The 12,256-nt window shown below is 67.8% G+C and carries 13 protein-coding genes and 1 pseudogene; 8 read left to right on the top strand and 6 right to left on the bottom strand.

The window, feature by feature from the left end:
• The first annotated feature begins 3 nt into the window (after positions 1–3).
• On the top strand, positions 4–282 hold the full coding sequence (locus tag VOI27_RS15045) for a hypothetical protein (protein ID WP_323766180.1): 279 nt from the start codon (positions 4–6) through the stop codon (positions 280–282).
• A gap of 262 nt (positions 283–544) precedes the next feature.
• Entirely contained in the window at positions 545–916 is a 372-nt protein-coding gene (locus tag VOI27_RS15040; RefSeq protein ID WP_323766179.1) for a hypothetical protein, read from the top strand.
• On the opposite strand, the gene VOI27_RS15035 is transcribed toward VOI27_RS15040, so the two are convergent.
• The 6 genes and pseudogenes from VOI27_RS15035 to VOI27_RS15010 all read right to left on the bottom strand — a co-directional run bounded on the left by VOI27_RS15035 (position 913) and on the right by VOI27_RS15010 (position 4,732).
• Positions 913–1,416, bottom strand: a complete 504-nt coding sequence (locus VOI27_RS15035) for a DUF2937 family protein (RefSeq protein WP_323766178.1) — start codon at positions 1,414–1,416, stop codon at positions 913–915. The genes VOI27_RS15040 and VOI27_RS15035 overlap by 4 nt on opposite strands.
• 69 nt (positions 1,417–1,485) lie before the next feature.
• A pseudogene (gene arsC, locus VOI27_RS15030) lies at positions 1,486–1,830 on the bottom strand (arsenate reductase (glutaredoxin)); the annotation flags it as partial.
• Between the two features lie 4 nt (positions 1,831–1,834).
• Positions 1,835–3,136, bottom strand: coding sequence for a histidinol dehydrogenase (hisD, locus tag VOI27_RS15025; protein ID WP_323766176.1), 1,302 nt, complete (start codon positions 3,134–3,136; stop codon positions 1,835–1,837).
• 385 nt (positions 3,137–3,521) lie between these two features.
• The gene (locus VOI27_RS15020) at positions 3,522–3,686 is read right to left on the bottom strand and encodes a hypothetical protein (RefSeq protein WP_323766217.1); all 165 of its coding nucleotides are present in this window, start codon (positions 3,684–3,686) and stop codon (positions 3,522–3,524) included.
• 40 nt (positions 3,687–3,726) lie between these two features.
• A complete protein-coding gene (locus VOI27_RS15015; RefSeq protein WP_416374681.1) occupies positions 3,727–4,431 on the bottom strand; it encodes a hypothetical protein in 705 nt (234 codons plus the stop codon).
• A 61-nt stretch (positions 4,432–4,492) separates the two neighbouring features.
• Positions 4,493–4,732, bottom strand: a complete 240-nt coding sequence (locus VOI27_RS15010) for a hypothetical protein (RefSeq protein WP_323766175.1) — start codon at positions 4,730–4,732, stop codon at positions 4,493–4,495.
• Positions 4,733–4,934: 202 nt separating this feature from the next.
• Between VOI27_RS15010 and VOI27_RS15005 the strand changes: the two genes are divergently transcribed.
• The 6 genes from VOI27_RS15005 to VOI27_RS14980 all read left to right on the top strand — a co-directional run bounded on the left by VOI27_RS15005 (position 4,935) and on the right by VOI27_RS14980 (position 12,161).
• Positions 4,935–5,414, top strand: a complete 480-nt coding sequence (locus tag VOI27_RS15005) for a hypothetical protein (protein ID WP_323766174.1) — start codon at positions 4,935–4,937, stop codon at positions 5,412–5,414.
• A 177-nt stretch (positions 5,415–5,591) separates the two neighbouring features.
• Positions 5,592–6,224: a ribonuclease HII gene (locus tag VOI27_RS15000; protein WP_323766173.1), complete on the top strand. Its 633-nt coding sequence runs from the start codon at positions 5,592–5,594 to the stop codon at positions 6,222–6,224.
• Between the two features lie 89 nt (positions 6,225–6,313).
• On the top strand, positions 6,314–7,429 hold the full coding sequence (locus VOI27_RS14995; RefSeq protein ID WP_323766172.1) for a site-specific DNA-methyltransferase: 1,116 nt from the start codon (positions 6,314–6,316) through the stop codon (positions 7,427–7,429).
• A gap of 554 nt (positions 7,430–7,983) precedes the next feature.
• Positions 7,984–9,531, top strand: coding sequence for a murein biosynthesis integral membrane protein MurJ (gene murJ, locus VOI27_RS14990; protein WP_323766171.1), 1,548 nt, complete (start codon positions 7,984–7,986; stop codon positions 9,529–9,531).
• A 2-nt stretch (positions 9,532–9,533) separates the two neighbouring features.
• Entirely contained in the window at positions 9,534–11,009 is a 1,476-nt protein-coding gene (locus VOI27_RS14985) for a phospholipase D family protein (protein WP_323766170.1), read from the top strand.
• Positions 11,010–11,138: 129 nt separating this feature from the next.
• Positions 11,139–12,161, top strand: a complete 1,023-nt coding sequence (locus VOI27_RS14980; RefSeq protein ID WP_323766169.1) for a DNA topoisomerase IB — start codon at positions 11,139–11,141, stop codon at positions 12,159–12,161.
• The last annotated feature ends 95 nt before the right edge of the window (positions 12,162–12,256 follow it).

Genomic DNA, 12,256 nt, shown 5'->3' with positions numbered 1-12,256 from the left:
GACATGGCATACGACTTCCGAGCCGCGTTGTTGTGGCACTTGAAACACCACCAGACGAGGATTGCCGAACTCGCCCGAAACACCGGTCTCAAAACACGGGCGGGGTTGTCGACGACGGTCGAGAATGCCGTTCGCTTTGCAGAGCACTACGGCAAGAGCGTGGATGACTTCATCAGGCTGAGGGAGAACAACGATGTTCGCCGCATTCTGGCGATGCTTGACCAGCTTCAACCCGACGAGCACCGGCTCGTGATCGCCCGGGCTTCGGGGAATTATCGATAAGCATCATTAAGGCGCGGACCACGGCTGAGACTTCGCCCCAACGAAGGTGCAAGCCGTCGCAGGCCGCGGCGCGGCGTCCCTCGGGTGGTTCGGAAGCACCTTATCCCAGCCAAATCCGTAGAAGATCAGAGCGACGCGGTTGATGCAGGCTATCGGCGTGCCGATGACCGCTCTGAATCAACCGTCACCGAACCGTCACCTCTGGATGTGTCGCCGATCCAACCTATCTTTGTATCGCCCCCTGCCGCGATGGAGCCGTGCCATGAAATCGTATCTCCAAGCCACCGCCCTAGCCGCCTGCCTCGCCCTGCCCGCCGCCGCGCAGCAAGCCGAGGAAGAGGACAGTTTCAACCTGATGGAGGAAGGTGCCCGGCTGTTCTTTCGCGGGCTGATGGACGAGATGGAGCCGGCCCTGCGCGAGCTCGAAGGCATGGCCCGAGAGATCGAGCCCAACCTGCGCAGCTTTGTCAGAGAGATGGGCCCGGCGCTGCGCGAGCTGATGACCGAGGTCGAGGACTGGAGCGCCTATCACCCGCCAGAGATCCTGCCCAATGGCGACATCATCATCCGCCGCAAGACCCCGCAGGAGATGCTCGACGCGCCGGTGACCGGCGAGGACGAGATCGAGCTCTAGGCGGCCGCCCGCTGCCTGCGGCCGAAGAGCCGCCGCAGCAACGACAGGAGCGCGCCCACCACCAAGAGCCCCGTCAGGTAGCCGACGCCGGCAAAGGTCACGCCCTCGAAAGTGGCCGGCACCGCCGGTTTGTAGGCCTGCCAGGCACGTTCGGCGATGGTGCTGTCGGTCATCCGGGTGGCGAAATAGGCCCGGGTGAAGGGCCCGGCCCCCTCGAGCGCCGCGAGGTCCGCTGACAGCCGGTCATGGCGCTCGATCGTCGCCGCCATGGTCACCGACCGGGCGCGGGCCAGCGATTCGCCGCGCGACAGCTGCGACAGTGCCTCCGCGGGGCTCAGCCCGACCGCCGCCGCATCCGCCTCGAACTCCGAGACCATCCGCGACAGCTCGTCCACCGCGCCGCCCAGCCGCTGGGCGTATTGCTGCGAGAACTCGGGGAACTGCGACAGGCCCACCGCGCCGGTGATGCCCCCCGCGAGGCTCAGGGCTTTTGCTAGCATGGTCTGTCCTGTTGGCTCTGCTCGTGGTCAGCATAGGCCGCGGCCCGAGGCCCGATCAAGCCCGGGTTACAGCAACTCCTGCACCCGCTCCGGCGGCCGGCAGAGGCGCACCCCCTTGGGGCTGCAGACCAGCGGCCGCTCGACCAGCTCGGGATGCGCCACCATGGCGTCGAGAATCGCGTCGTCGCTGGGGGCCTCGTCCAGCAGGCCAAGCTCCTTTGCCGGTCCCCGGCCGCTGCGCAGCGCCTCGCGCGGGGTGAGGTCGGCCACCGCGAAAAGCGCCTGCAGCTGCGGCTTGCTCCATCCGGCCTTGAGATACGGCACCACCACCGGCTCCTGCCCCGCGGCGCGGATCAGCTCGAGCGTGGCGCGGGATTTCGAGCAGTTCGGGTTGTGAAAGATCACGATGGCCATGGCGTCACCCGTTCAGCTTGCGCAGCCGCGCGGTGACCGAGAGCCCATGCGCCTCGAGGCTTTCCGATTGCGCCAGCACCTCGGCGGCCGGGCCGCAGGCGCGCAGGGCGTCCGGCGACATCTTCGACAGGGTGGTGCGCTTCATGAAGTCGAGCACCGAGAGGCCGGAAGAAAACCGCGCCGAGCGGGCGGTGGGCAGCACGTGGTTCGGGCCGCCGACGTAATCGCCGATCGCCTCTGGCGTCCATTGGCCGAGGAAGATCGCACCGGCGTGGCGGACCTTGGCACTCAGCGCCTCGGGGTCGGCGACACAGAGCTCGAGATGCTCGGGCGCGATCCGGTCCGACAGCTCGGCGGCCTCGGCGAGGTCGGTCACCGTGATCACCGCGCCGAAATCGCGCCAGCTGGCGCCGGCGATGGCGCGGCGTTCCAGCGTTTCGAGGCGCTTGTCGACCGCCTCGGCAACCGCGCGGCCAAAGGCCTCGTCATCGGTGATCAGCAGGGACTGCGCGCTCTCGTCATGCTCGGCCTGGCTCATCAAGTCGAGGGCGATCCAGTCGGGATCGTTATCCCTGTCGGCGATCACCAGAATCTCCGACGGGCCGGCGATCATGTCGATCCCCACCTTGCCGAAGACCCGGCGCTTGGCGGCGGCGACGAAGGCATTGCCTGGCCCGGTGATCTTGTCGACCGGGGCGATGGTCTCGGTGCCATAGGCCAGCGCCGCAATCGCCTGGGCGCCGCCGATGCGATAGACCTCGTCGACGCCGGCAATTTTCGCCGCCAGCAGCACCAGCGGGTTCACCACCCCGTCGGGCGTCGGCACGGTGATCGCCAGCCGGTCGACGCCGGCCACCTTGGCCGGGATCGCGTTCATCAGCACCGACGACGGATAGGAGGCCAGCCCGCCCGGCACGTAGAGCCCGGCGGCAGAAACCGCGGTCCAGCGCCAGCCCAGCGTCGCGCCCTCGGGGTCGGTCCATTGCTGGTCGTCGGGCAGTTGCCGCACGTGGTAGGCGCGGATGCGTTCGGCTGCGGTTTCCAGCGCCTGGCGCTCGGCCGCGGGCACCTTGGCGCACTGCGCTTCGATCTCCTCGGCGGAGAAGGCCATGCCGGCGGGGTCGAGCGTCATCCGGTCGAAGCGCTCGGTCAGCTCGATCACCGCCCGGTCACCGCGGGCGCGCACATCGGCGATGATCCGCGCTACCGTGTCGTCGACATCGGGGCTGTCTTCGCGCTTGGCACCCAGCAGGGCGCGGAACTTGGCCTCGAAATCGGGCTGTGAGGTTGACAGAAAGACGGGCATGGCGGGCTCCTGATGGCTCCCGCGAGACATAGACCGCCGGGGGGCAAGGCTCAAGCCGGGGTCAGGCCGGGGCTGGGGCCAGGTCGGAACTGCGGCCGGGCAAGGAACCGGCCGGCTGCCAGTCCATGGGCTTGCATGCCTCTGGCCGCGTTCGAGGGTCTCTTCGTCATCGCCGGGGAACACGATGCTGAGCTGCGTCCCGGTCGCGGTCAGGGAAACGCGGCCGAAGGGGACGTCAATGGCCGGTGACCAACCCCGCCCCGGACCTGCTCCAGGGGCTCTTGGTTCGCGGTGAGGCTCCGAGGCGCGCGGGAGATCGAGGCCGAGGGGGAGGCCCCGGATCACGTCCGAAGCGCGGGCGATAGGGTGTTGCCGGGCACAGACCTTACAACACCCGGATCACGTCCTTGCCGACCGAGAGCACATAGCCGCGCCGGGCGATGTTGCGCACCAGCAGCGTGCTGACCAGCTGGTTGCCCAGCCCGTCGCGCAACCGCTTGATCCGGGTGGCGTCGGCGGCCCCGCCGCAATCGAGCTCGGGCCGGATCACGTTCGCAGCACGGGCGATAGGGTGTTGCAGGGCACAGACCTTACAACACCCGGATCACGTCCTTGCCGACCGAGAGCACATAGCCGCGCCGGGCGATGTTGCGCACCAGCAGCGTGCTGACCAGCTGATTGCCCAGCCCGTCGCGCAACCGCTTGATCCGGGTGGCGCCGGCGGCCTCGTCGCAATCGGGCTCCGGCCGGCCCGAGATCATCGCCTCGATCTGCGCGCCGGTCAGCACCTCCTCGTCCATCCGCGCCTCGGCGAGCACGCAGAGCGTCTCGATCGCGGCATCGGTCAGCTTGAAGCCCATGTTGTTGAGATAGACGGTCTTTTCATCCCGGCTGATCAAAAGGGACGAGACCTGAATGCCGGATTGCTCGATCTGAGCCATCCGCCGGTTGAGCGCCACCAGCATCACCAGGAACACCAGCGTGGCAATCAGCAGCCCGGCGGCAAACACCAGCAGCACGAAGATCACCACCCGGTAGGAGGTCAGGGTCTCGGAAAAGGCAGTGCCGGAGAGCGCGAGGATCTCCAAGAGCTTGATCTCGGCATCGCTGGTCAGCGCATCGTTCTCGACAAAGATGCGCTCGACCCGCGCGTTGAAGGCATTGGCGTCCGGCAGGTTGAGAAACAAGAACACCGCCGCCAGCGCCAGGATCGCCACCACGGCGGCAATGCCCCAGGTCACCACCCGGTTGCCCGAACGGCGCAGCTCTGCGGCGCTGGTCTCGCTCTCGATCACATCGGCCTCCGGTGTCTGACCGGGGCATGACGCATGAGGCCGCGCCCGGCGTCAACCGGGCTCACTCTTCGCGCACCGAGAGCACCTTGAGCAGGGTCTGCCCCTGCCGCGCCAGTTCGGCCCGGAGCTGCGCCTCGGCGTTCTCCTGCGTGCAGGCGCCGCGGATCGGCGCGATGTCATAGAACAGCGCCAGCGGGTTGTCGCGCTTGGCCTTGAACTCGGCCAGACAGGCGGCCCCGGCCGTGGCCGGCAGCAGGCCCGCAAGGGCGACAAGGGCAATATGTGACAGGGTTTTCCTCATCTCTCCAAGCTGCGCGATCTGGCGGTGTTTTTCAATAACACCCGCCGGTTTACCCGTGGGTTATCCGATAACAGCGGCCTGATATTGCCTGTCTTTGCGTCCGGGCTGCACGGTTGTCCTGTCGCTGGTCCGCGGTTCGGGCATCCCCCCCGATGCGGACCCCTGAAGGAAATGAAAGAGGTGTCGCAGAAAGGACAGTCACATGTCGCGCAAGTTCACCAGCTCTCTATTGGCCGCTGCCATGGCCCTGACCAGCTTGACCGCCGCCCCGGCGGCGGCCGAGCACAACCGCAACTTCGACAGGTTCATCGCCGGCGCCGGCACGATCCTGCTGCTCAACCATCAGTCAGGCCAGCCCTCGGGCCGGGCCGACCTGCGGCGGGGCCATGATAACCGGCATGGCGAATTCCGCGACCGGCGCCACAAGAAGCACGGTGGTTTTCGCAACCTGCGCCGCGCGCCGCTGCCGGGCTATTGCCTGAGACGGATCCGAACCCACCACGGCCCGGTGCGCATGTTCGGCCAGCGCTGCCTGCAACGCAACTACCGCCAGGCCGACTGGCTGCCGGGCGCCTGCCGGATGCAGGTGCGCACCTGGCGCCACGGCCGCAAGGTGACCCGGGTCGGCTATCATCCCCGCTGCCTGCACCATCGCGGTTACCGGGTGGACGGACGACGTTAACGCTCGATCATGGTCGCACGCGATCGGGCTGAGGTGCAGGTTTTGTAACCCCTGCAACCTGCACCGCGCCGGGGCGCTCTCCTTACCGGGGGCGCCCCGGTCTGTTTTTCGCCGGCCGGGCCGGACAGGGGCTGATTCGCGCTTGAAAACGCCGCCCGCTCGGGCCACTCCGGGGGCATGACACTGCCCGACACGAGTTTCGAAGACGCCGCCCGCGCCGAGGGCTTCCTGCGCATTGCCGGGGTGGACGAGGTCGGCCGCGGCCCGCTGGCCGGGCCGGTGATGGCCGCGGCGGTGATGCTCGATCCGGTGCGCGTGCCGATGGGGCTCAACGATTCCAAGATGTTGTGCGAGAGTCGGCGCTCTGCGCTGGTGAGCGAACTCGAGGGCTGCGCCCGCATCGGCCTCGGCACCGCCAGCGTCGAGGAGATCGACAGCCACAACATCCTGCGCGCCAGCCACATCGCCATGCTGCGAGCGGTCGCGGCGCTGCCGGAGCCGCCGGACTTTCTGCTGATCGACGGCAACCTGCTGCCGCGCGGGCTGACCCTTCCGGCGCGCGCCATCGTCAAGGGCGACAGCCGCTCGGTGTCGATCGCGGCGGCCTCAATTGTGGCCAAAATCAGGCGGGATTATGTCATGCGGGATTTGGCGCAACACTTCCCCGGATACGGCTGGGAAACCAACGCCGGTTACCCGACGAAATCGCACAAGGCGGCGCTGACAAATCTTGGGGTGACCCCACACCATAGACGTTCGTTTAAACCGGTCCACAATATCTTGTATCAAGAGAAAAACTTAACCCCTTGATTCAAAAAAGAAATTGACCACGATTCGCCTTTGACTCATCCTGTCCGCAACCAATGAGTGCGATAACGCACCGGGGACAGAGGCAGAATATGAAGACGAAAACCACGACCGAGGGGGCGTCCGCGCTTCCGTTGAACACGATTCTTGCCGGCGACTGCATCGAGGTGATGCAACGCCTGCCCGAGAAATCTATCGATCTGATCTTTGCGGATCCGCCCTATAATCTGCAGCTCAAGGGCGATCTGCACCGGCCCGATAATTCCCGTGTCGATGCCGTCGATGACCACTGGGACCAGTTCTCGTCCTTTGCCGCCTACGACAAGTTCACCGAAGCTTGGCTCGCCGCCGCGCGCCGGCTGCTCAAGCCGGGCGGCGCGATCTGGGTGATCGGCTCGTATCACAACATCTTCCGCGTCGGTGCGGCGATGCAGAACGCCGGGTTCTGGATCCTCAACGACGTGGTCTGGCGCAAGTCGAACCCGATGCCGAACTTCCGCGGCAAGCGATTCACCAACGCGCATGAGACGATGATCTGGGCCTCCAAGGAAGAAGGCGCGAAATACACCTTCAACTACGAGGCGCTGAAAGCGCTGAACGAGGGCATCCAGATGCGTTCGGACTGGGTGCTGCCGATCTGCAACGGCGGCGAGCGGCTCAAGGACGAGGCCGGCGACAAGGCGCATCCGACGCAGAAGCCGCAATCGCTGCTGCACCGGGTGCTGGTGGGCTCCACCAACCCCGGCGACGTGGTGCTCGATCCGTTCTTTGGCACCGGCACCACCGGCGCGGTCGCCAAGATGCTGGGCCGCGACTTCATCGGCATCGAGCGCGAGGCGGCCTATCGCAAGGTCGCCGAGGCGCGGCTGTCCAAGATCCGCAAGTTCGCGCGCGAGGCGCTGGAGGTCACCGCCTCGAAACGCGCCGCGCCGCGCATTCCCTTCGGCCAGTTGGTCGAGCGTGGCATGCTGCGTCCCGGCGAAGAGCTCTATTCGATGAACGAGCGGCACAAGGCCAAGGTGCGCGCCGACGGCACGCTGGTCGGCGGCGATGTGCGCGGCTCGATCCACCAGGTGGGCGCGGCGCTGGAAGGCGCACCGTCGTGCAACGGCTGGACCTACTGGCACATCAAGCGCGACGGCAAGTCGGTGCCGATCGACGTCTTCCGCCAGCAGATCCGCGCCGAAATGGGCCACCGCCCGAACTGATTTCTTTCTCAGAGAGACCATCTTACCGCCGGTGCCCGTCCTCGCGACGGCACCTACCTTGCCCCGCCTGTCGGCGGGGCTTTTTTGGTTTCCAAGGTCCGTTTTGACCGAAGTCGCCGTCCCGGACCCCGATCCGGGGCCTCACCGCCCATATCGCAGAGACCCCGGGTCAGGCCCGGGCCGTGGACGTCAATTCGCCTCGTCACGCCACGCCCCCCTACCCTCCCGCACCGTCCCGGACCTGATCCGGGACCTCGCCGCTCGTATCGCAGAGGCCGCGAGTCAGGCCCGGGGTGCGGACGTCAATTCGCCTCGTCACGCCACGCCCCCCTACCCTCCCGCACTGTCCCGGACCCCGATCCGGGACCTCGCCAGCAGAATCGCAAAGCGCCCCGGTCAAACCCCGGAGCACGCCGCTCCCCTGTCGCGCCCCTCAGCCGACGCCCGCGCTGCACCGCCTCCCGACCACCGGAACCCGCCCCCTTCCGCCGCGTTGGCCAATCGGATAAGCCGGCCCCAGCCCGTCACGCCCTGCCAAGAGGCCCTAGCACATCATGAAACCCATCCGCCTGATCTCCGGCATCTTCACCGTCGGGATATGGACCCTGCTGAGCCGCGTTCTGGGCGTCATCCGCGAGGTGATGATCCTCGGGCTGATCGGACCCGGCCCGGTGATGGACGCCTTCGTCGCCGCCTTCCGACTGCCCAACATGTTCCGCCGGTTCTTCGCCGAGGGCGCGTTCAACGCCGCCTTCGTGCCGATGTTCTCCAAGCGGGTCGAGGCAGCCGAAGACCCCGAGGGCTTCGCCTCGGAAGCCGCCTCGGGGCTGGCCTTCATCCTGCTCTGCCTGACCGGGCTGTCGCTGGCGTTCATGCCGGCGCTGGTCTGGGCCACCGCCGAGGGCTTTGCCGGCTCCGAACGCTTCGACCTTACGGTCAGCTACGGCCGGGTGGTCTTTCCCTATGTGCTCTTCATCTCGCTGGCGGCGCTGTTTTCCGGCATGCTCAACGCCTCCGGGCATTTCGCCGCCGCGGCCGCCGCGCCGTCGCTGCTGAATATCTTCGTGATCGCCACCATGGGCATCGCCGCGCTGATGGGCGGGCCGGTGGCTCAGACGCTGATCTGGACCATCCCCTTCTCCGGCATCGCCCAGCTGGCGCTGGTCTGGGTGGCGGTGCGCCGCGCCGGCTATCGCCTCGACTGGCGCTGGCCGCGGCTGACGCCCGACATGAAGCGGCTGGCGGTGGTGGCGCTGCCGGCGGCGCTGGCCGGCGGGGTGATGCAGGTCAACTTGCTGGTGGGTCAGCAGGTCGCCTCGCATTTCGACAAGGCGGTGGGCTGGCTCTATGCCGCCGACCGGCTTTACCAGCTGCCGCTGGGCGTGGTCGGCATCGCCGCCGGCATCGTGTTGCTGCCAGACCTGTCGCGGCGGCTGAAAGCCGGTGATGACAGCGGCGCCCGCGATGCGCTGTCGCGCGCCAGCGAGTTCGCCTTCATCCTGTCGCTGCCCTGCGCCGTGGCGCTGGTGGTGATCCCGCTGCCGCTGGTCTCGGTGCTGTTCGAGCGCGGCGCCACCGGCCCCGACGACAGCGCCGCCATTGCCGTGGCGGTGGCGGTTTACGGTCTCGGGCTGCCGGCCTTCATCCTGCAGAAGCTGCTGCAGCCGCTCTATTTTGCGCGCGAGGACACCAAGAGCCCGTTCCGCTATGCCGTCTGGTCGATGGTGATCAACGCCGCGGCGGCGATCGGCCTGTCCTATGTCATCGGCTGGATCGCCCCGGCGGTGGCCACCACGCTGGCCGGCTGGGCCATGGTCTGGCTCTTGGTGCGCGGCAGCCGCAAGTTCGGCGACACGGTGCGCTTTGACGCGCGGTTCCGCCGGCGGATCTGGCGCATTGTCCTCGCGTCACTGGCGATGGGACTGGTGCTCTGGGGCTTGAATGCGGCGCTGGGGCGCTACCTCACGATGGACTACATCCGCTACCCCGCCCTCGCGGCACTGATCTTGTTGGGCAGCCTGAGCTACTTCGCCTTCGGACAGCTCTTTGGCGCCTTCACCTACCGAGACGTCACCGGCGCGATACGCCGAAGGAGAGCCTGACCATGCTACGCCCGCTGATCACCGCGTCCCAAGGATTTCCGGCGCTTGAACAGCTGGCGGAGGAAGCGCAGGACACGCTCTACATGTCCTTCCGCATCTTCGACCCCGAAACCCGGTTGCATGGCGAGGGTCCGCGGTCGCGCGGGCTCGAGACCTGGGCCGACCTGCTGGCCGAGACGGTGGCGCGCGGGGTCAAGCTGCGGCTGCTGCTGGCGGATTTCGATCCCTTCTTCACCCCGGACCTGCACCGTCTGGCCTGGGCTTCGGCCAATCGCATCCACGCGGTGGCCGAGGGCGATGTTCAGGTGCTCTGCGCGCCCCATGGCCAGGCCGCCGGCTGGCTCTGGCGGCTGATCATGCGCGGGACCCTGCGCAAGCGCGTGGCCGAGCTGCGCAAGGAGGACCGCGCCCACCTGACGCCGGTGGAAAAGGCTGCGCTCAAGGGGGCGGCGCATCTGCGGCCGGTGACCATCCACCAGAAATTCGCCATCGCCGATGGCGTCCGCGGGATGATCGGCGGGCTCGACATCAACGAGCGACGCTATGACACGCCGAACCACGAGCGGCCGCCCGAAGACACCTGGCACGACGTCTCGATGCGCATCGACGGCGGCTTTTGCACCACGCTGCAGCGCCATTTCATCGATTGCTGGAACCGCTCGCTGCCCTGCGGGCAGGCCCCCGACGGCGTCACCCCCACCAAGCTGGCAGAGCCTGCCGACAGCGCCGAGGACGATGGCGGTCACAGGCTGCTGCGCACCCTCTCGACCCCCTGCCCCGGGATCAGCCGCCTCGGCCCCCGGCCAGAGGTGCGCGAGATCGAGGCCGGCATCCTGAACGCCGTCGAGGCGGCCCGCGACAGCCTCTATATCGAGACCCAGTTCCTGCGCCACCGGCCGGTGATCGATGCGCTGGTCGCCGCCGCCGAGCGGCCGGGGCTCGATCTGATCCTGATCCTGCCGCCCTTTGCCGAGCGGGTGCTGTTTGACGGCGACACCGGCTGGGACGCGCGTCATGCCCATGCGTTGCAGGCTCGGGCCATCATGCGCCTGCAGGACGCCTTTGGCGCCCGCTGCGCCATCATCGCCCCGGCCCAGCCCCGGCCCGCCCCCAAGGGCAGCCCGGCGGTCCATGGCGCCGGGCCGGTCTATGTGCATTCCAAGGTGATGCTGGTCGACGATCGCATCGGCATTGTCGGATCGGCCAATCTCAACGGCCGCTCGCTGCGCTGGGACACTGAAGCCTCGGTGCGCTTCGATACGTCCGCCGCCATCGAAGAGCTGCGGCAAAGCCTCGCGCAGGTCTGGCTGGGCGAGAGCGACGGGGATATCTCGCGCGCCGCGATCTGGCGGCAGAGGGCCGAGGAAAACGCCGCCCTGCCCCCCGACGACCGCCGGGGGTTCGTGCTGCCCTATCCGCTGCAGAAGGTGCGCCGGTTTTCCCGCCTGCTGCCGATTTTGCCGGACGACATGTTCTGACCGGAATGCGACCGGCCAGGCACCGGGCCGATTTTCAGGAACAAGCCGCGCCTCCCGGGCATTACCTGTTGGACCGACTTCGGCCGGCGCAGGGAGGCGCGGTGACCATGTTCGCACAGACAGAGCCCCGTGGCTGACGGCAGCGGCATCAAGGATCCGCCAGCGGCGCCGAAAGTGCCGGGGCTGATCTATTACCCCGATGCCAAGCCCGGCATCACCCGTCGCCGCGCCGGCCGCGGCTTTGCCTATTATGCCCCCACCGGCAAGCTGATTCGCGACAAGCTCGAACGCGCGCGGATTATCGGCATCGCGGTGCCGCCGGCCTATGAGGACGTCTGGATCACCCCGCATCTCAACGGTCACCTGCTGGCCACCGGCCGCGATGCAAGGGGCCGCAAGCAATACCGCTATCACGCGGACTGGGCGGCGCATCGCGCGGCCAGCAAGTTCGAGCAGCTCGCTGCCTTTGGCCGTTCCCTGCCGCGTCTGCGCGGCTGCATCGCGCGCTGGCTGAAGGCCGAAGCCGGCAGTCAGGAGCTGGCGGTGGCGGCGGTGCTGGCCCTGATCGACCGCGCCTCGATCCGGGTCGGCAACCCCGCCTATGCCCGCGAGAACCACACCTATGGCGCCACAACGTTGCAGCCGCGCCACGTGAGCCTCGAAGACGACCACATCGAGATTTCCTTTCCCGCCAAGGGCGGCACGCGGGTGACCCAGACCCTGCGTGGCAAGGCGCTGCAAAAGGCACTGTCGCGCATCCACGACCTGCCCGGCGCCGAGCTGGCCACCTGGACCGATGCCGACGGCACGCCGCGCAATGTTCGATCGGACCACGTCAACGCCGCGATCGCCGAGATCTGCGGCGAGGGGGTCACGGCCAAGACCTTTCGCACCTGGAACGGCACCCGCGCCAGCTTTGCCCTCGCCCTGCGCCCCGGGCCTCTGACCCTGGGTGCGATGGCCGACTGTGCTGCCGAGGCGCTGGGCAACACCCCCGCCATCGCCCGCTCGAGCTACATCCACCCCGAGGTGCTCGACCTCGCGCGGCTGGAGCCCGAGGCGCGCGCGGCCCGGCTGGCCCGCCTCAAGATCGACGAGATCGCCGGGCTGCGGGCCGGCGAGGCCGAGCTGATCGGTTTTCTCGAGGGCTGAGCCCGCCGGAACAATCCTGCGCGCCGGAGGTTGGGACACGAAAGGAGCCCCGGCCGATGACTGATGCGCAGCTGCCCCGAACCACCCCAGAAGGG

The organism is Marinovum sp. (assembly GCF_034669705.1).
Classification (GTDB): domain Bacteria; phylum Pseudomonadota; class Alphaproteobacteria; order Rhodobacterales; family Rhodobacteraceae; genus Marinovum.
This window is presented reverse-complemented; position numbering and strand designations above follow the sequence as displayed.

What these genes read in the sequence shown, in the direction of transcription:
- VOI27_RS15035 (WP_323766178.1), bottom strand. Translation starts at nt 1,416, where the DNA reads ATGCTAGCAAAAGCCCTGAGCCTCGCGGGGGGCATCACCGGCGCGGTG.
- VOI27_RS15005 (WP_323766174.1), top strand. Translation starts at nt 4,935, where the DNA reads ATGTCGCGCAAGTTCACCAGCTCTCTATTGGCCGCTGCCATGGCCCTG.
- VOI27_RS15010 (WP_323766175.1), bottom strand. Translation starts at nt 4,732, where the DNA reads ATGAGGAAAACCCTGTCACATATTGCCCTTGTCGCCCTTGCGGGCCTG.
- VOI27_RS14995 (WP_323766172.1), top strand. Translation starts at nt 6,314, where the DNA reads ATGAAGACGAAAACCACGACCGAGGGGGCGTCCGCGCTTCCGTTGAAC.
- VOI27_RS15000 (WP_323766173.1), top strand. Translation starts at nt 5,592, where the DNA reads ATGACACTGCCCGACACGAGTTTCGAAGACGCCGCCCGCGCCGAGGGC.
- VOI27_RS15045 (WP_323766180.1), top strand. Translation starts at nt 4, where the DNA reads ATGGCATACGACTTCCGAGCCGCGTTGTTGTGGCACTTGAAACACCAC.
- VOI27_RS14985 (WP_323766170.1), top strand. Translation starts at nt 9,534, where the DNA reads ATGCTACGCCCGCTGATCACCGCGTCCCAAGGATTTCCGGCGCTTGAA.
- hisD (WP_323766176.1), bottom strand. Translation starts at nt 3,136, where the DNA reads ATGCCCGTCTTTCTGTCAACCTCACAGCCCGATTTCGAGGCCAAGTTC.
- murJ (WP_323766171.1), top strand. Translation starts at nt 7,984, where the DNA reads ATGAAACCCATCCGCCTGATCTCCGGCATCTTCACCGTCGGGATATGG.
- VOI27_RS15040 (WP_323766179.1), top strand. Translation starts at nt 545, where the DNA reads ATGAAATCGTATCTCCAAGCCACCGCCCTAGCCGCCTGCCTCGCCCTG.